Source organism: Actinoplanes sp. CA-015351 (genome assembly GCF_050955685.1).
In the GTDB taxonomy this organism is placed as follows: Bacteria; Actinomycetota; Actinomycetes; order Mycobacteriales; family Micromonosporaceae; genus Actinoplanes.
Window position 1 is genome coordinate 6,402,895 of record NZ_CP192102.1, and the last position, 17,858, is coordinate 6,420,752.

At 69.7% G+C, this 17,858-nt stretch carries 15 protein-coding genes; all 15 read right to left on the reverse strand.

The window, feature by feature from the left end; genetic code table 11:
* Position 1: 1 nt before the first annotated feature.
* Complete coding sequence (locus tag ACQP2E_RS29180) at positions 2-2,425, reverse strand: primosomal protein N' (protein WP_433826151.1); 2,424 nt, start codon at positions 2,423-2,425, stop codon at positions 2-4.
* A gap of 412 nt (positions 2,426-2,837) precedes the next feature.
* Positions 2,838-3,398 carry a histidine phosphatase family protein gene (locus tag ACQP2E_RS29185; protein ID WP_433826152.1) on the reverse strand — a complete coding sequence of 187 codons (561 nt, stop codon included), beginning with the start codon at positions 3,396-3,398 and terminating at the stop codon, positions 2,838-2,840.
* A 116-nt stretch (positions 3,399-3,514) separates the two neighbouring features.
* Positions 3,515-4,705 (reverse strand): methionine adenosyltransferase, encoded by a 1,191-nt coding sequence (gene metK / locus ACQP2E_RS29190; protein ID WP_433826153.1) that lies wholly within the window; start codon positions 4,703-4,705, stop codon positions 3,515-3,517.
* A 45-nt stretch (positions 4,706-4,750) separates the two neighbouring features.
* A complete protein-coding gene (coaBC, locus tag ACQP2E_RS29195; RefSeq protein WP_433826154.1) occupies positions 4,751-5,968 on the reverse strand; it encodes a bifunctional phosphopantothenoylcysteine decarboxylase/phosphopantothenate--cysteine ligase CoaBC in 1,218 nt (405 codons plus the stop codon).
* Positions 5,969-6,064: 96 nt separating this feature from the next.
* Complete coding sequence (gene rpoZ / locus ACQP2E_RS29200) at positions 6,065-6,328, reverse strand: DNA-directed RNA polymerase subunit omega (protein ID WP_014446315.1); 264 nt, start codon at positions 6,326-6,328, stop codon at positions 6,065-6,067.
* A 13-nt stretch (positions 6,329-6,341) separates the two neighbouring features.
* Entirely contained in the window at positions 6,342-6,941 is a 600-nt protein-coding gene (gene gmk / locus ACQP2E_RS29205) for a guanylate kinase (RefSeq protein ID WP_433834080.1), read from the reverse strand.
* Positions 6,942-6,973: 32 nt separating this feature from the next.
* Positions 6,974-7,291 carry an integration host factor, actinobacterial type gene (mihF, locus tag ACQP2E_RS29210; RefSeq protein ID WP_111654488.1) on the reverse strand — a complete coding sequence of 106 codons (318 nt, stop codon included), beginning with the start codon at positions 7,289-7,291 and terminating at the stop codon, positions 6,974-6,976.
* A gap of 184 nt (positions 7,292-7,475) precedes the next feature.
* A complete protein-coding gene (pyrF, locus tag ACQP2E_RS29215; protein ID WP_433826155.1) occupies positions 7,476-8,306 on the reverse strand; it encodes an orotidine-5'-phosphate decarboxylase in 831 nt (276 codons plus the stop codon).
* Between the two features lie 20 nt (positions 8,307-8,326).
* Positions 8,327-9,601 carry an adenosylmethionine--8-amino-7-oxononanoate transaminase gene (locus ACQP2E_RS29220; RefSeq protein WP_433826156.1) on the reverse strand — a complete coding sequence of 425 codons (1,275 nt, stop codon included), beginning with the start codon at positions 9,599-9,601 and terminating at the stop codon, positions 8,327-8,329.
* Complete coding sequence (locus tag ACQP2E_RS29225; protein WP_433826157.1) at positions 9,598-10,626, reverse strand: quinone-dependent dihydroorotate dehydrogenase; 1,029 nt, start codon at positions 10,624-10,626, stop codon at positions 9,598-9,600. The genes ACQP2E_RS29220 and ACQP2E_RS29225 overlap by 4 nt, the downstream gene beginning before the upstream one ends.
* Positions 10,623-13,940 carry a carbamoyl-phosphate synthase large subunit gene (gene carB / locus ACQP2E_RS29230; RefSeq protein ID WP_433826158.1) on the reverse strand — a complete coding sequence of 1,106 codons (3,318 nt, stop codon included), beginning with the start codon at positions 13,938-13,940 and terminating at the stop codon, positions 10,623-10,625. Before carB ends, ACQP2E_RS29225 begins: the two co-directional genes overlap by 4 nt.
* 6 nt (positions 13,941-13,946) lie before the next feature.
* A complete protein-coding gene (gene carA / locus ACQP2E_RS29235) occupies positions 13,947-15,053 on the reverse strand; it encodes a glutamine-hydrolyzing carbamoyl-phosphate synthase small subunit (protein WP_433826159.1) in 1,107 nt (368 codons plus the stop codon).
* On the reverse strand, positions 15,053-16,318 hold the full coding sequence (locus ACQP2E_RS29240; RefSeq protein ID WP_433826160.1) for a dihydroorotase: 1,266 nt from the start codon (positions 16,316-16,318) through the stop codon (positions 15,053-15,055). Before ACQP2E_RS29240 ends, carA begins: the two co-directional genes overlap by 1 nt.
* Positions 16,315-17,235, reverse strand: a complete 921-nt coding sequence (locus ACQP2E_RS29245) for an aspartate carbamoyltransferase catalytic subunit (RefSeq protein WP_433826161.1) — start codon at positions 17,233-17,235, stop codon at positions 16,315-16,317. The genes ACQP2E_RS29240 and ACQP2E_RS29245 overlap by 4 nt, the downstream gene beginning before the upstream one ends.
* A complete protein-coding gene (gene pyrR, locus ACQP2E_RS29250; protein ID WP_375790596.1) occupies positions 17,232-17,816 on the reverse strand; it encodes a bifunctional pyr operon transcriptional regulator/uracil phosphoribosyltransferase PyrR in 585 nt (194 codons plus the stop codon). The genes ACQP2E_RS29245 and pyrR overlap by 4 nt, the downstream gene beginning before the upstream one ends.
* Between the last annotated feature and the right edge of the window lie 42 nt (positions 17,817-17,858).

Genomic DNA, 17,858 nt, shown 5'->3' on the forward strand with positions numbered 1-17,858 from the left:
GTCAGAACAGGTCCGCGGGATCCACCTGGATGCGCACCGGCTGGGACGCCTTGCGGGTGCTGCGCATCGCGGCCGCCTCGTGCAGCGCCCGCGCAAGATCACCGGCTTTCGATCGGGACACGCGCAGCAGCATCCGCTCCTGTTCCTCGGGGGCCTCGCCACCGTTCACCGGCGGACCACCACGGGCCGGCGGGGCCGGAACCGGGCCGAGCACCTCGGCGCCGTCCGGCAGGTTCGCATGGGCCAGCAGGTCGGCCACGGCCGCTGCCGTACCGGTGATGCTCGCCATCCGGGCTGCCGGCGGAAAGCCCAGCTCACGGCGTTCGGCCAGCTCACGGGCGGCGAACCAGCCCGGGTCCCAGCGCAGCAGCGCCTGCACCGGCGCGAGCGATCCGTCCGCCACCACGACCACCTTGCCGCCTTTGTCAGCCGGCCGGGCCAGCGCCGCCGCGTTCAGCCAGCGGCGCATGGTCTCCTCGGCGGCACGCAGATCGGAACGGCTCAGCAACGCCCACGCGTCGAGCAGCAGCACCGCGCCGTAACCCCCGCCCTCGGCGGCCGGCTCGGCGCCGGGCGTGGAGACCACCACCGACGCGACCGCCGGGACCGTGACCAAGACCTCATCCTTGCCCGATGTGCGCACCGGCACACCCGGGAAAGCACGGCCCAGCTCCTCGGCGGTCCGCCGTGCGCCGGTCACCGAGGCGCGCAGCCGGCGCTCACCGCAGGCCGGGCACGAGTACGCCGCGGAACCCCGGCCGCACCAATGACAGATCGGCACGTCCCGCGCGCCCTGCAACCCCAGCGGCCCGGCACAGTGCGGGCACCGCGCGGGCGTACGGCACTCGGCACACGCCACCGACGGCAGGTAACCCCGGCGCGGAACCTGGACCAGCACCGGAGCGTCGTTCTGCAGGGCCTGCCGCGCGGTCTGCCACGCCAGGCTGGGCAGCCGCGCGCTCACCGCGCCCGGGTCGCGAGCCAGCTGCGGGTCATCCCCGGTGGGCGCGATCGCCGGCGAGCGCCGGCGCAGCACGGCACGCTCCGCGACGATCTCTTTCGCCCACCCGGTCTCCAGCAACAACTGCGCTTCCCCGGTACGCGCGAAGCCACCCACCAGCACACCGCAGCCGGCCAGCTGAGCCCGGGTGAGCAGCACCTCCCGGGCATGCGGATAGGGCGCCCGAGGCTCGGCGAGCACGTCGTCACCGTCGTCCCAGATGACCACGAGCCCGAGCTTCTCCACCGGCGCCCACACGGCCGCCCGGGTCCCGGCAACGACCGGCACCCGATGCCGGCTGGCAGCGAGAAACCGCCGATAACGCTCGGCCGGCCCGAGCGCCGCGTTCAGCGCGACGTGCCGCCCCTCGCCGAGCACAGCACCGAGAGCCCGATCAACCCGGTCCAGGTCCCGGGCATCCGCGACCACGATGACAACCCCACGCCCGCCGCGCACGGTGGCAGCGGCAGCCTCAGCGATCCGGGTAGGCCAGTCCTCCCCCGGCAGCCCTGACCACACAGCCCGAGCAGCCCGCCCGTCCTCCAGGGCCCGCAGATATCCGGGCCCGGTCGCATAGGAGTCCCACCCACCCGGAGCCGGCTCCCGAATCCCCGCCGCCCCAGCCCTGGCCACGGGGTCCGCTCGCAACTCAGCGAGCCCAGCCCCGGCCGCAGGGTCCGCTCGCAACTCAGCCAGCCCAGCCTCGGCCGCGGGGTCCGCTCGCAACTCAGCCAGCCCAGCCTCGGCCGCGGGGTCCGCTCGCAACTCAGCGAGCCCAGCCCCGGCCGCGGGGTCCGCTCGCAACTCAGCCAGCCCAGCCGCCGCCACCGGATCTACTCGCAGCTCGGCCGCAGCCACCGCTGCCCCACGCCCGGCCACCGCCAAAGCCTCGGCGCCGGCCAACTCCTCGGCCGCGCCTCTCGGAACCTCAGCTGTTTCCGGCTCGGTCGTTTCCGGCTCGGCTGTCTCCGGCTCGGCTGCCTCCGGCTCGGCTATGTCCGTTTCGGTAGGTGCCGCCTCAGCAGTGACCGTCTTGTTTTGTGCGGTCTCGACCCGTGCGTGCCGGGGCGGAACGGCCAGCCGCAGCACGTCGGCGAGGTTGCCCGCGTACCGATCGGCGACCGCCCTCGCGAGCCGGGCGATCTCCGGATCGAGCACCCGCTCGGCCGAGACGACCTTCTCCAGATATGACAGCTTGCCGCCGTGACCGGACGACTCCACCCGCTCCAGCAGGAAGCCGCTCATCAACTGCCCGGCGAACCGCACCTTGACCCGCACACCAGGCTGCGCGGCCTCGTCATCAGCCGCCGCCACCAGATAGTCGAACGGCCGATCGAGGTGCGGCAGCGCCACATCGACGCAGACGCGGGCGACCGGCAGCCGCTCGGCCGGTTCCCGTTCACTGCGCGCACCCTTGGTCCCCATCGCCGAACATTCTGCCCGGCCCCTACGACAACTCCGTCCGGACTCTGCCCCACCACACATGAGACACCACTCAAAGCCCTCACCAACCAGCCAGCTGCACACCACGGTCGCCACACGCGACAGCCGGCAGCCCTCAGCGCCAGCCGGCCACCATGAGTGACAGCCGACCAGCGCGCCCGCCCGCCGATCTTGAGCTTCTGTGCACCCCCGGCGGTGGAGAAAGGCTCAAGATCGCCAGGGGCGGCGTGGACACGGGCACACGGTGGCCTCACGTCCGGGCGGACCCACACCCCCGCCAGGGCCAGCGCGCACCCCAGCCACCCAGCACCCCGAGCCAGCCGAGCACCCCGAGTACCCCGAGTCCACCGAGCACCCCGAGCCCGCCAGTTACCCGAGCACCCCCGGTCACCTCTCAATGGGTGACGCAGCGAACCTCTTCCTGGACCAGATCGATCTCGACGATGTCCGGAAACCGCAGCTCCGACCAGAACACCGCCGGGTCCGCGATCTGGTACCGCGACGCCATCCACACGGTAGGCGCCAGCCCGTGCGTCCCCACGACCAAAGTCCGGCCCTGCGACGCCGCATCAGCCGCATGCCTCACCATCGCCGCGTCGAAGCGCGAGATCACCGCCGAATGCGGCTCCCACCCGTCCGGGCACCCGCCCGAGGCGTACGCCAGAGCGGCCGAACGATATTCCTCATCGCTGAACCAGAAGTGCGGCCGGTGCACCTCAGCAAGCGCGTCATCAGTCACCACACGCTGAGCGCCGGCGATCTCCTGCATCGTCTGCGCAGCTTTCGGCTCGGTGCTGGCCACGTAATAAGCGGGATGCGAAACGTGCAGGCGCAGCAGCCGGGCGGCGACCCGGCTGTCCCACGCGAGGGCCCAGTGCTCGGAAGGAACGGCCGGATCGACAGCCGGCATCGCGTGCCGGACGAGGATCAGCCGCTCACCCTGGACAGCCGTCATCGCCGAAGAGTAGCCCTCAGAACCGTCCACAACTCTCATGCGAACAAACACGCAAACCGCGCACAGACAGATCAAGGCCGGAGCCAAACGGCTCCGGCCTCGAGGAGAAAACCGGCTCAGGAAGCGGCGTTCTTCAGGTCCGCAGCCCGGTCGGTGCTCTCCCAGCGCAGCTCGGCCAGCTCCCGGCCGAAGTGGCCGTAAGCGGCGGTCTGCTGGTAGATCGGGCGCAGCAGATCGAGGTCGCGGATGATCGCGGCCGGACGCAGGTCGAAGACCTCGTTGATCGCCTTCTCGATCCGGTCCACCGGGACGGTCTCGGTGCCGAACGTCTCGACGAACAGCGACACCGGGTGCGCCTTGCCGATCGCGTACGCCACCTGGGTCTCACAGCGCTCGGCCAGGCCGGCGGCGACGACGTTCTTCGCCACCCAGCGCATCGCGTACGCCGCGGAGCGGTCCACCTTCGACGGGTCCTTGCCGGAGAACGCGCCGCCGCCGTGGCGGGCGTAGCCACCGTAGGTGTCCACGATGATCTTGCGGCCGGTCAGGCCGGCGTCACCCATCGGGCCGCCGATCTCGAAGCGACCGGTCGGGTTCACCAGCAGGCGGTAGCCCTCGGTGTCGATGCCGAGGCTCTCCAGCTCCGGCGCGATCACGTGTTCGCGGATGTCCGGGGTGAGCAGCGACTCCAGGGAGATGTCCGCGGCGTGCTGCGACGACACCACGACGGTGTCGAGCCGCACCGGGCGCAGGCCGTCGTACTCGATGGTGACCTGGGTCTTGCCGTCCGGGCGAAGGTACGGAATGGTGCCGTCCTTGCGCGCGGCCGACAGCCGGCGGGCGAGGCGGTGCGCGAGGGCGATCGGCAGCGGCATCAGCTCGGGCGTCTCCGAGCAGGCGAAGCCGAACATCATGCCCTGGTCGCCGGCGCCCTGGGAGTCGAGCACGTGCTCGCTGTCACCGGAACGCAGCTCAATGGCGCTGTCCACGCCCTGCGCGATGTCCGGCGACTGTGAGCCGATGGAGACGCTGACGCCGCAGGAGGCCCCGTCGAAACCCTTCTTCGACGAGTCGTAACCGATCCGCAGGATGGTGTCGCGCACGATCTTGGGGATGTCGGCGTAAGCCTGCGTGGTGACCTCACCCGCGACGTGCACCTGGCCGGTCGTGATCAGGGTCTCCACCGCGACGCGGCTGCGCGGGTCCTGCTCGAGCAGGGCGTCGAGAATGCCGTCGCTGATCTGGTCAGCGATCTTGTCCGGGTGGCCTTCCGTGACCGACTCGGAGGTGAACAGGCGGCGTGCCACGGTGCTCCTCAGATTTGTCGAATACAACGTAACGCGGAAGTGTAGTCAGCCTCGCTGGACGGCCACGGCCTGGGCATCCAGGCGGGCCACGACGTGGTCCAAAATCATATCGGCCACATCGTCTTTAGGGAGTTCACCGAAGGTGGCGGTGGATCCGTCGGCGCCCAGCAGAGTGACCGTGTTGCTGTCCTGGCCGAACACGAGGCCCGGACCCACCTCGTTAACGACGATCAGGTCGGCACGTTTCTTCACCAGTTTGGCGCGTGCGTGCTCCAGAGCGTCGTGCGTCTCGGCAGCAAATGCGACAAGCAGCTGACCGGAACGCTTCGCCGCGCCCAGTTCGGCCGCGATGTCCGGGTTCACCGCCAGGACGATCGGGTCAGGTGCCGCACCCGGAAGCTTTTTGATCTTTTGCGACGAAACCACCGACGGGCGGAAGTCAGCCGGCGCGGCCGCCATGATCGTCACATCTGCCGCGGCGGACGCCTCCACGGTGGCCTTGCGCAGCTCCTCCGTGGTGCCCACCCGGACGAGATCGGCGCCGGCCGGGTCGGGAAGTGCGACGTTCGCCGAGACGAGGGTCACCCGGGCTCCCCGCGCGAGTGCGGCTTTTGCCAGGGCATAACCCTGTTTGCCGGAACTGCGGTTGCCGAGGAAACGCACCGGATCCAGCGGCTCCCGCGTCCCGCCCGCGGTCACCACCACATGCCGGCCCGCAAGATCAAGTTCAAGACCCCTCTTGAGTACGCGCACCGCGTACTCGAAGATCGCGACCGGATCCGGAAGCCGGCCTTTCCCGGTGTCCTTACCGGTCAGCCGGCCGACCGCGGGCTCGATGACGACAGCGCCGCGTTCGCGCAGAGTCGCCACGTTCGCCCTTGTGGCCGGGTTCTCCCACATCTCGGTGTGCATGGCCGGGGCGTACACGATCGGGCAGGTCGCCGTGAGCAGCGTGTTGGTGAGCAGGTCGTCGGCGATGCCGTGCGCGGCTTTCGCGAGGATGTCGGCGGTGGCCGGCGCCACCACGACGATGTCGGCGGCCCGGCCGATCCGCACGTGCGGCACCTCGTGCGCGTCGTCCCAGACCCCGGTGGCGACCGGGCGGCCGGAGAGCGCGGCCCAGGTCGGCTCGCCGACGAACTTGAGCGCGGACGCGGTGGGCACGACTCGTACCCCGTGCCCCGACTCGGTGAAGAGCCGCAGCAGCTCGCAGGCCTTGTAGGCGGCGATCCCGCCGCAGACCCCAAGAACGACCTCAGTCACGCCGCACCCCTGAAAGAAAGAACCGCACCCCTGATAACAATTGATCCCGCGCCCAGAACCTGGGACGCGGGATCAGCATGCTGGATCAGATATCGATCACGGGTTGTCGGTCGGCTCGGCCGTCAGCAGGCCGGCGTTGATCTCCCGCATGGCGATGGAGAGCGGCTTCTCCTGCGGAGTGGTCTCCACCAGGGGGCCGACGTACTCCAGGAGACCCTCGCCCAGCTGGCTGTAGTAGGCGTTGACCTGGCGGGCGCGCTTGGCCGCGAAGATCACCAGCGAGTACTTCGACGAGGTCTTGTCGAGCAGCTCGTCGATCGGCGGGTTGGTGATGCCTTCGGGGTTCGCGATGGTTCCCACAGTCGGTGCTTCCTTAATGCTCGTGTGCTTGCGCCGGCGCTAAGTACGATGAACCGAGCAATCCTACCAGCTCATCAGCGGCGCGCTCGACGAAGTCGTTGACCACGGTGCGGTCGAATTCGGCCTCGGCGGCCAGCTCCTCGTCCGCGTGGGCCAGTCGGCGGCGGATGGTCTCCTCGTCGTCGGTGCCCCGGCCGATGAGACGGCGCTGGAGCTCCTCGACACTCGGCGGTGCCAGGAAGACCAGCTGGGCCTCCGACATCGCCGCACGCACCTGACGGGCACCCTGCAGGTCGATCTTCAAAAGAACGGGCCGGCCCTGTTGGAGCCAGCCCTCGACCTGCGCTCGCGGTGTCCCGTACAGATTGCCCGCGAATTCCGCCCACTCCAGCAGCTGACCGCCATCGATCAGGCGCTGGAACTCCGAGCGGTTCACGAAGTGGTAGTGCTCCCCGTCGGTTTCGTAGTCCCGTTTCTTACGGGTCGTCACCGAGACGGACAGCTTGATCCAAGGCGAGCGCGCCCGGATCAGCTCGATCACACTGTCCTTTCCGACCCCGGAAGGGCCGGAAAGAACGGTGAGGCGTGCTGCCGGGCGCGCGTCGTCATCCATGCTCACGGCTCATGTCTACACGAGCCCATGAGTCAGTTCGCAGCGAACTCCCCCAGGAGGGCCTTGCGCTGCTGGTCGCCAAGACCCCGGAGCCGGCGGCTCTCGGCAATCTTGAGCTTCTCCATGATCTGGGTCGCGCGGATCTTGCCGATGCCCGGCAGCGCCTGAAGCACGGCCGAGACCTTCAGCTTGCCGACGACCTCGTCGCCCTCCGCGCGGTCGAGCACGGCGGCGAGGGTGGTCTTGCCGGACTTGAGCTGTTCCTTCAGCTCAGCCCGAGCCTTGCGGACTTCCGCAGCCTTCTCCAGCGCAGCTTGGCGCTGTTCGGGGCTCAGTGACGGGAGCGGCACCAGTTCTCCTCAGGTCCCTTACGCGGCGGTGGTTCAATACCGGCGCTTCTGTGAAACGTGGTGTGCCAGGGAACCAAAGGGGCATGTGGTTCCCGGCGCCGGGAAAACTAGCGGTCAACGGCGCTTTCGGCAACGTGGGGGTACCCCGCGAACCGCTTCCTGACGCCCTGCTACGCAGGCAGTTTCACCCGAGCGCGGCTCGACAGTCGTCAAGAACACGTTCGCTCGCGGCGCGCAGATCGGCGATCTCCGGGCCCGCGCCGAGGACCTCGCGTGAGTACGAGGGCAACACGTTCCGCAGGCTCTCGCCGAAGACAGCGCGCAGGTCGGACGGTGTCGCGCCCTGCGCTCCGAGGCCCGGAGCGAGCAGCGGGCCGTTGACCGCGGAGAGGTCGTGGCCGGTCTCGCCGATCGTCGCGCCGACCACCAGCCCGAGACTTCCGAGCGGCACCGCACCCGCGTTGACCTGGGAAATCTCGTCGATTACGGTCTGCGCCACGGTTTTTCCGGAGGCCGTCACAGCGTGCTGGACGGCCGGGCCCTCGGGGTTCGAGGTCAGCGCCAGGACGAAGACACCGCCGCCGTGAGCGGCCGCCAGATCGAACGCCGGCTGCAACGAGCCGACGCCGAGATAAGGACTCACAGTAATCGCGTCGGCACACAGAGAACTCGCCGGATCCAGATATGCCGACGCATAAGCGGCCATCGTCGAGCCGATGTCGCCACGTTTCACGTCGAGAAGGACGAGCGCGCCGGCCTCTCGGGACTGTCGGATAGTTGACTCAAGAATCGCGACGCCACGTGACCCAAATCTCTCAAAAAACGCGGACTGTGGTTTCAGAACGGCCACCCGATCGGCCAGCGCCTCGACCACCGTACGGGCGAAGCGTTCCAGGCCGGCGATGTCGTCGGAGAGGCCCCAGCGGGTGAGCAGAGAAGCGTGCGGATCGATGCCGACGCAGAGCGGACCACGCTCCGCCACGGCCGCATGAAGCCGTTCGCCGAAGGTCTCCATTGATATTTCCCCCAAACGAGTCAGGTAGCTGCCACCGCGGCGATGATCGCCGCGGTAATGCGGTCCACGTCCGCGTCGTCCGCCGCATAGGGCGGCATCGTGTAGATCAGGTCGCGGAACGGCCTCAGCCAGACGCCCTGCGTCACCGCTGCGGCCGTCGCTGCCGCCATGTCCACCGGATGATCAAGCTGCACCACACCGATCGCACCGAGAACGCGGACGTCCGCGACCCCCCGCGCCCCGCGGAGCGGCTCCAGGCCGTCTTTCAGCCGGCTTTCGATCATGGGTACGCGCAAAGCCCACCCACCGTCCCGCAGAAGGCCCAGTGACGCGTTGGCCACCGCGCAGGCGAGCGGATTGCCCATGAACGTCGGGCCGTGCGCCAGCCCGCCGCCCTCCCCCGCCGAGATGGCCGACGCCACCTCCGGCGTGCACAGCGTCGCCGCGAGGGTCAGATAACCACCCGTCAGGGCCTTACCGAGACACATGATGTCCGGACTCACCCCGGCGTGATCAGCCGCGAAGAGCGTGCCGGTCCGGCCGAACCCGGTAGCGATCTCGTCAAAGATCAGGAAGATGCCGTGTGCCGAGGTCACCTCGCGCAGCACCCGCAGGTACTCCGGGTGGTGGAACCGCATCCCGCCGGCACCCTGGACGACCGGCTCGACGATCACCGCCGCGATCTCGCCTTGATGCCGATTGATCATCTCGGTGAGTTCGTTCGCGTAGGCCTCGTCGTAGTCCGCCGGAGGCGGGCCGGCGAAGACCTGGACCGGCAGCACCCCGGTCCAGAGCGAGTGCATTCCGCCCTCCGGGTCGCAGACGCTCATCGGGTGGAACGTGTCGCCGTGATAGCCGCCCCGCCAGGTCGCCAGGCGCTGCCGTTCCGGCCGTCCCAGCGCCCGCTGCGCCTGAAGCGCCATCTTGATCGCCACCTCGACCCCGACCGAGCCGGAGTCGCAGAGGAAGACGTGGTCCAGTCCGGGCGGGGTGATCTCGACGAGCGTGCCGGCCAGGCGGATCGCCGGCTCGTGGGTGAGCCCGCCGAACATCACGTGGCTCATCCGGCCGGCCTGATCGGCCAGGGCCGCGTCCAGCACCGGGTGGCGGTACCCGTGGATCGCCGCCCACCAGGACGACATCCCGTCCACGAGTTCCCGGCCGTCGGCCAGCCGCAGCCGGACCCCGGCCGCACTCTCCACCAGATAGGGGTCGGTGCGGCCGGGCATCGGGCCGTACGGATGCCAGACGTGTGCTCGATCGAGCGCGAGAAGCTCGCGCTCGGGCGTGCTCATCGCGCGCGGTGCGAGCGGATCGGCCGGGCGCCCCGGGCGATCGCCCGGACCAGGTCCGGTCCCCGATAGATGAACCCGCTGTAGAGCTGCACCAGCGAGGCTCCGGCATCCAGCAGCCGGGACGCGTCGTCGACCGACATGATGCCGCCGACCCCGATGATCGGCAGCCGGCCGCCGGTCTCGTCGTGCACGAACTTCACCACCTCGCGGGCCCGCTCGGTGAGCGGCTTGCCGGAGAGTCCACCGGCCTCGCCCGCGAGGTGCTGATCGGCGTCGGCGATCCCGTCCCGGGCCAGCGTGGTGTTCGTCGCGATCAGCCCGGCCGCGCCGTGGTCCAGGCAGACCTCGAGGAGCTGGGCGATGGCCGGCTCGGTCAGATCCGGCGCGATCTTCACCAGCACCGGCACCGGGCCGCTCAGCGCCTTGAGCAGCGCACCGATCGAGTCGGCGTCCTGCAGCGAGCGCAGCCCCGGCGTGTTCGGCGAGGAGACGTTCACGGCGATGTAATCGGCGTACGGGTGCAGCAGCCGGTACGAGGTCAGGTAGTCCTCGACCGCGTCCTCCAGGGGCGTGACCTTGGACTTGCCGAGCGAGATGCCCAGCGGGACGTCCAGCTTGCCGGCCGACGCCAGCCGCTCGGCCAGCGCTGCGGCGCCGAGGTTGTTGAACCCCATCCGGTTGATGATCGCCTCGGAGCCCTTGAGCCGGAACACCCGTGGCCTGTCGTTGCCCGGCTGCGCCTTCGCGGTGACCGTGCCGACCTCGACGAATCCGAAGCCGAGCGCGGACCAGGCCGGCAGCGCGATCCCGTTCTTGTCCATCCCGGCGGCCAGGCCGACCCGGTTCGGGAACCGGACGCCGAACGCCTCCACCGGCGCGGCGAAGGAGTACTGGCTGCGCAGGGCGGCCAGGGCCGGCGCCGGCAACGACGCGAGCCGGTTCAGCGTCCACTCGTGAGCGTGCTCGGCGTCACCGCCGCCCAGCCGGAACAATGCCGGCCGGACGGCGTTCGCGAACAGATTCACTTGGCCAGCTCCGGCCGGAGCAAGGCGTGCAACTCCTGCAGGGGCCGGACGGTCATGTCGCCGCGCATCAGCGCCTCGATGCCCATCACCGCTGCGGCCGCGCCGGGCACCGTGGTCACACTGGGCACGTCGGCGGTGACCGCGGCGCTGCGGATCTCGTACCCGTCGAGCCGGGCGCTGGCGCCCGAGCCCTGCGGGGTGTTGATGATCAGGGAGATCTCGCCGGCCAGGATCAGCTCGACAGCGTTCTTGCCCGGGCTCTCGTAGTGCTTCGGGACGACCTCGCACTCGATGCCGTACCGGCGCAGGACCTCGCCGGTGCCGGCCGTGGTGACGATCGTGAAGCCCAGGTCGGCCAGTCGCTTCACCGGGAAGACCATCGACCGCTTGTCCCGGTTCGCCACCGAGACGAAGACCTTGCCACTTGTCGGCAGCGAGCCGTACGCGGCGGCCTGCGACTTGGCGAACGCCTGGCCGAAGCCGGCGTCGATGCCCATCACCTCACCGGTCGACTTCATCTCCGGGCTGAGCAGGTTGTCCACGCTCTTGCCGGCCGGGGTGCGGAACCGCTTGAACGGCAGCACCGCCTCCTTGATGGCGATCGGCGCGTTCTCCGGCGTGGTGCCGCCGTCGCCCTCGGCCAGCAGCAGACCCTCGGCGCGCAGCTCGGCGATGGTGGCGCCGAGCGCGATCCGGGCGGCCGCCTTGGCCAGCGGGACCGCTGTCGCCTTGGAGACGAACGGCACGGTCCGCGAGGCGCGCGGGTTGGCCTCCAGGACGTAAAGGGTCTCGTCCTTGAGCGCGTACTGCACGTTGAGCAGGCCGCGGACGCCGACGCCGCGGGCGATCGCCTCGGTGTAGCGGCGCACCTCCGCGATGTGCGTGGCGGCCAGGTTGATCGGCGGCAGCGAGCAGGCCGAGTCGCCGGAGTGGATGCCGGCCTCCTCGATGTGCTCCATCACGCCGCCGAGGTAGACCTCGCCGGTGGCGTCGCAGAGCGCGTCGACGTCGATCTCGATGGCGTCGTCGAGGAACCTGTCGACGAGCACCGGGTGGTCCGGTGAGATCTCGGTGGCCCGCTCGATGTATCCGTGCAGCGTCGGCTCGTCGTAGACGATCTCCATGCCCCGGCCGCCGAGAACGTAGGACGGGCGGACCAGGACCGGGTAACCGATCGAGTCGGCGATCGCCTTGGCCTCGGGGAAGCTGACCGCGGTGCCGTGGTCCGGCGAGCGCAGCCCGGCCTCGGCCAGGACCACGCCGAACTGGCCACGGTCCTCGGCCAGGTCGATCGCTTCCGGCGAGGTGCCGACGATGGGCACGCCGGCCGCCTTGAGCCGGTGCGCCAGGCCCAGCGGCGTCTGCCCGCCGAGCTGGACGATCACGCCGACCACACCCGGTCCGCCGGCCGCCTTGCCCGAGCTGTCCTCGGCGTGGAAGACCTCGAGGACGTCCTCGAACGTGAGCGGCTCGAAGTAGAGCCGGTCCGCGGTGTCGTAGTCGGTGGAGACCGTCTCCGGGTTGCAGTTGATCATGACGGTCTCGAAGTCGACACCACGAAGAGCCTGTACGGCGTGCACACACGAGTAGTCGAACTCGATGCCCTGACCGATCCGGTTCGGCCCGGAGCCCAGGATGATCACCTTGGGCCGGTCGCTCGGCGCCACCTCGGTCTCCTCGTCGTACGACGAGTAGTGGTACGGGGTGTTCGCCTCGAACTCGGCGGCACAGGTGTCCACGGTCTTGTAGACCGGGCGGATGCCGAGGCGGTGCCGCAGCGAGCGGACGCCGTCCTCACCGGCCAGCTCGGGGCGCAGCGCCGCGAGCTGCTTGTCGGAGAGACCGGAGCGCTTCGCCCGGCGCAGCAGCTCGTCGTCGAGGACCGGCGAGGCCAGGATCTCGGCGCGCAGCTCGACCAGGGCCTGGATCTCGTCGAGGAACCAGGGGTCGATCCGGCCGCTCGCCTCGTGCACCTGCTCGACGGTCGCGCCGAGCCGCAGCGCGGCCTCGACCGTGTAGAGCCGGCCGTCGTGCGGGATACGCAGCGCGGCCAGAGCCTCGTCGACGTCGGTGAAGGTGGGCGCGGTCCAGAAACCGGCCGCCTTCGTCTCCATCGAGCGCATCGCCTTGTTGAGCGCCTCGGCGAAGTTGCGGCCGAGGCTCATCGCCTCGCCGACCGACTTCATCGTGGTGGTGAGCTCCTTGTCCGCCCCCGGGAACTTCTCGAAGGCGAAGCGCGGGATCTTCACAACCACGTAGTCGAGGGCCGGCTCGAACGCGGCGGGCGTCTTCAGCGTGATGTCGTTCGGGATCTCGTCGAGCGTGTACCCGATGGCCAGCTTCGCGGCGATCTTGGCGATCGGGAAGCCGGTGGCCTTCGAGGCGAGCGCCGACGAGCGGGAGACCCGGGGGTTCATCTCGATCACGATCATCCGGCCGTCGTCCGGGTTGATCGCGAACTGGATGTTGCAGCCACCGGTGTCCACGCCGACCTCGCGCAGCACGGCAATGCCGAGGTCACGCAGGTTCTGGTACTCACGGTCGGTCAGCGTCATGGCCGGCGCCACGGTGACGCTGTCGCCGGTGTGCACGCCCATCGGGTCGATGTTCTCGATCGAGCAGACCACCACGACGTTGTCGTGCTTGTCGCGCATCAGCTCGAGCTCGTACTCCTTCCAGCCGAGCACGCTCTCCTCGATGAGCACCTCGGTGACCGGTGAGGCGGCCAGGCCGGAGCCGGCGATCCGCTCCAGGTCCTCGTCGGTGTGCGCCATGCCGGAGCCGAGCCCGCCCATCGTGAACGAGGGCCGGACCACGACCGGGAGGCCGATCTCGGCGACGGTCGCGCGTACCTCGTCCATCGAGTGACAGACCCGCGAGCGCGGCGTCTCGCCGCCCGCTTTCGCCACCACGTCCTTGAAGAGCTGCCGGTCCTCACCCTTGCGGATGGCCTCGACGTTGGCGCCGATCAGCTCGACACCGTACTTTTCCAGGACGCCGTTCTCGTGCAGCGCGATCGCGGTGTTCAGCGCGGTCTGGCCGCCCAGGGTCGGCAGGATCGCGTCCGGGCGCTCCTTGGCGATGACCAGCTCGACGAACTCCGGCGTGATCGGCTCGACGTAGGTGGCGTCGGCGAACTCCGGGTCGGTCATGATCGTGGCCGGGTTGGAGTTGACCAGCGAGACGCGGATGCCCTCGGCCCGCAGCACCTGGCACGCCTGGGTGCCGGAGTAGTCGAACTCGCAGGCCTGGCCGATGACGATCGGGCCGGACCCGATCACCATGATGTGCTTGAGATCTTCACGTTTCGGCATGGGTGGTCAGCCCTTCTTCTCGACGAGCTCAACGAACCTGTCGAAGAGGTAATCAGCGTCGTGCGGGCCGGCGGCGGCCTCGGGGTGGTACTGGACGGTGAAGGCGGGGATCTCGATGCCCCGCAGGCCCTCGACCACGTTGTCGTTGAGGCAGACGTGCGACACCTCGACGGCGCCGAAATCGGTGTCGATCACCTGGTTCAGCGGGGCGTCCACGGCGAACCCGTGGTTGTGGCTGGTGACCTCGACCTTGCCGGTGGTCTTGTCGAGCACCGGCTGGTTGATGCCCCGGTGGCCGTACCCGAGCTTGTAGGTGCCGAAGCCGAGCGCCCGGCCGAGGATCTGGCTGCCGAAGCAGATGCCGAACAGCGGCACCTCGCGGCGCATCACGTCCCGGGCCAGCGCGACCGGTCCGTCGGCGGTCGCCGGGTCGCCCGGGCCGGGCGAGAAGAAGACCGCGTCCGGGCTGACCGCGAGCAGGTCCTCGATCGACGAGGCGGCCGGGAAGATGTGCGTGGTGACACCGCGCGCGGCGAGCCGGCGGGCCACGTTGCGCTTGATGCCGAGGTCGAGCGCGGCGACCGTGTACCGGTGCTCGCCCTCGGCCTTGACGGTGTAGAGCGAGTCCGTGCTGACCTGGGCGGAGAGGTCCGCGCCGATCATCTGCGGCTCGCCCTTGACCCGCTCCAGCAGCGACTGCGGGTCGAGGTCGACAGAGGAGATGCCGACCCGCATGGCGCCGCGTTCGCGCAGGTGGCGGGTGAGCGCGCGGGTGTCGACGCCGCTGATCCCGACGACGCCCTCGGCAGCCAGGCGTTCGCCGAGGTCACCCTGCGAGCGCCAGTTCGACGGGCGGCGGGCCGGGTCGCGGACCACGTAACCGGCGACCCAGATCCGGTCCGACTCGTCGTCCTCGGCGTTGACGCCGGTGTTGCCGATCTGCGGCGCGGTCTGCACCACGACCTGCTTGTGGTACGACGGGTCGGTCAGCGTCTCCTGATATCCGGTCATGCCGGTGGTGAACACCGCCTCACCGAACGTCTCGCCGACAGCGCCATAAGCGCTGCCATGGAACGTGCGCCCGTCTTCGAGCACCAGAATCGCCTTGGTCATTACTTGACCGCCTTCCCGTCCAAGACCGTCGCTTCTCCCCGCAGGAAGGTCGCCACGATGCGACCCGGCAGGTTCATACCCGCGTACGGCGTGTTTCGGCTGCGGCTCGCCAGCTCGGCCGGGTCGACGACCCAGCGGGCGGACGGGTCCACCAGCGTGATGTTGGCCGGCGTGCCGGCGCTCAGGTCGCCGCCGTGCCCGGTCAGCCCGGCGATGCGGGCCGGCGCGATCGACATCCGGTCGGCGATCAGGTCCCACTTCTCACCGAAGACGCTCAGCACGATCGGCAGCGCGGTCTCCAGGCCCAGCATGCCGGGGCGGGCGTACGACCACTCGCATTCCTTGTCCTGCACGGCGTGCGGCGCGTGGTCGGTGGCCACCACGTCGATCACCCCGTCCAGCAGGGCCTGGCGGAGGGCTTCGACGTCGTTGCGCGTACGCAATGGGGGGTTGACCTTGAAGACCGGGTCGTAACCGGCCGCGAGCTCGTCGGTGAGAAGGAGGTGGTGGGGGGTGACCTCGGCGGTGACGCGCACGCCGCGGGCCTTGGCCTGACGCAGCACCTCGACCGAGCCGGCGGTGGAGACGTGGCAGACGTGCAGGCGGCTACCGACGTGCTCTGCCAGGAGCACGTCGCGGGCGATGATCGCCTCCTCGGCGACAGCGGGCCAGCCGGTCAGGCCGAGGCGGGTGCTGACCTCGCCCTCGTGCATCTGCGCGCCCTCGGTGAGGCGCGGCTCCTCGGCGTGCTGGGCGATCACACCGTCGAATGCTTTCACGTACTCCAGGGCCCGGCGCATCAGGCGCGGGTCGGCGACGCAGAAGCCGTCGTCCGAGAAGATCCGCACGTTCGCGGCGGAGTCGGCCATCGCGCCCAGCTCGGCGAGCTGCTTGCCGGCCAGGCCGATGGTGACGGCGCCGATCGGCTGCACGTCCACCAGACCGGCCTCGCGGCCGAGCCGCCAGACCTGCTCGACCACGCCCGCGGTGTCGGCGACCGGCGAGGTGTTCGCCATCGAGCAGACCGCGGTGTAACCGCCGAGGGCCGCGGCGCGCGAGCCGGTCTCCACCGTCTCGGCGTCCTCGCGGCCGGGTTCGCGCAGGTGGGTGTGCACGTCGACGAGGCCGGGCAATGCGACCAGGCCGGTCGCGTCGATGACCTGAGCAGTTTTGTCCTCTTCCGAGGAAATGACGCCATCTTTGATAAGCAGATCCGTCGGCGCGGCGCCGAGGATCGAGACGCCCTTGAGCAGGTACGCCATCACTTGCCTCCCAAAAGCAGGTAGAGGACTGCCATCCGGACGCTGACGCCGTTGGCGACCTGTTCGACGATGGTGGATCGGGGCGAGTCGGCGACCTCGGGTGCGATCTCCATGCCCCGGTTCATCGGACCCGGGTGCATGACGATCGCGTGCTCCGGAAGCTGCTTCATCCGCCGCATGTCGAGCCCGTACCGGCGGCTGTACTCACGGGCCGACGGGAAGTACGAGTCCTGCATCCGCTCGGTCTGCACCCGCAGCATCATCACCACGTCGCTGTCCGGCAGCACCGCGTCCAGGTCGTAGGAGACCTGCGTCTTCTCGGCCAGTGCAGCGGCGGTGTCCAAGGGGATGAGCGTCGGCGGGCCGACCACGGTGACCTGCGCACCGAGGGTGGTCAGCAGCAGGACGTTGGAGCGGGCCACCCGGCTGTGCAGCACGTCGCCGACGATCGCCACCTTCAGGCCGTCGAGCCGGCCCAGGCGCGAACGCATCGTGTACGCGTCCAGCAAGGCCTGCGTCGGGTGCTCGTGGGTGCCGTCACCGGCGTTCACCACCGAGCCGTCCACCCACTCGGCCAGCCGGTGCGGCGCGCCGCTGGCCGGGTGCCGGATCACCACGGCGTCGGCGCCCATGGCCTGCAGGGTGAGCGCGGTGTCCTTCAGGCTCTCGCCCTTGGAGACGCTGGAACCCTTGGCCGAGAAGTTGATGACGTCGGCGGAGAGCCGCTTGGCCGCCGCCTCGAAGGAGATCCGGGTGCGCGTCGAGTCCTCGTAGAAGAGGTTGACCACGGTGCGGCCGCGCAGTGCCGGCAGCTTCTTGACCTCGCGGCCGGACAGCGCGGCCATCTCGGCGGCGGTGTCCAGGATCAGGGTCGCGGTGGCGGCGTCCAGGTCGGCCGCCGAGCGGAGATGTTTGATCATTTGAGGCCTCCGATCAGGCGTACCTCGTCGGCGCCGTCGGTCTCGGTGAGCGCGACCTTCACGCTCTCGCTGAGCGCGGTCGGGATGTTCTTGCCGACGTAGTCGGCGCGGATCGGCAACTGCCGGTGACCACGGTCGACCAGGACCGCGAGCTGCACCGAGCTGGGCCGGCCGAGATCCTGCAGCGCGTCCAGGGCGGCGCGCACCGAGCGGCCGGAGAAGAGGACGTCGTCGACGAGGATCACCCGCAGGCCGTCGATGCCGCCGCTGGGCAGCTCGGTCTTGCCGAGCGCGCGGGTGGCCTTGAGCCGCAGGTCGTCGCGGTAGAGCGTGATGTCGAGAGAGCCGACCGGGACCTCAACGCCTTCGAAGGCGTGGATCCGGGCGGCGAGCCGGTGCGCGAGCGGGACACCCCGGGTCGGGATGCCGAGCAGCACCGTGCCGGTGGCGCCGGAGGTCTTCTCGAGGATCTGATGCGCGATGCGGTCCACGACCCGATGGAGGTCGGAACCTTCCAAAATGATCTTGCTTGGCGCGTCTGCGCGTGGCTGCGCCACGGCGGACCTCCTTCCCCGCCTCACGGGACGGGTCGTTAAAGGATGTCGGTTCGGTTTCGGCCCCAG

What these genes read in the sequence shown, in the direction of transcription:
- ACQP2E_RS29180 (WP_433826151.1), bottom strand. Translation starts at nt 2,425, where the DNA reads ATGGGGACCAAGGGTGCGCGCAGTGAACGGGAACCGGCCGAGCGGCTG.
- ACQP2E_RS29185 (WP_433826152.1), bottom strand. Translation starts at nt 3,398, where the DNA reads ATGACGGCTGTCCAGGGTGAGCGGCTGATCCTCGTCCGGCACGCGATG.
- gmk (WP_433834080.1), bottom strand. Translation starts at nt 6,941, where the DNA reads ATGGATGACGACGCGCGCCCGGCAGCACGCCTCACCGTTCTTTCCGGC.
- pyrF (WP_433826155.1), bottom strand. Translation starts at nt 8,306, where the DNA reads ATGGAGACCTTCGGCGAACGGCTTCATGCGGCCGTGGCGGAGCGTGGT.
- ACQP2E_RS29220 (WP_433826156.1), bottom strand. Translation starts at nt 9,601, where the DNA reads ATGAGCACGCCCGAGCGCGAGCTTCTCGCGCTCGATCGAGCACACGTC.
- carB (WP_433826158.1), bottom strand. Translation starts at nt 13,940, where the DNA reads ATGCCGAAACGTGAAGATCTCAAGCACATCATGGTGATCGGGTCCGGC.
- carA (WP_433826159.1), bottom strand. Translation starts at nt 15,053, where the DNA reads ATGACCAAGGCGATTCTGGTGCTCGAAGACGGGCGCACGTTCCATGGC.
- ACQP2E_RS29245 (WP_433826161.1), bottom strand. Translation starts at nt 17,235, where the DNA reads ATGATCAAACATCTCCGCTCGGCGGCCGACCTGGACGCCGCCACCGCG.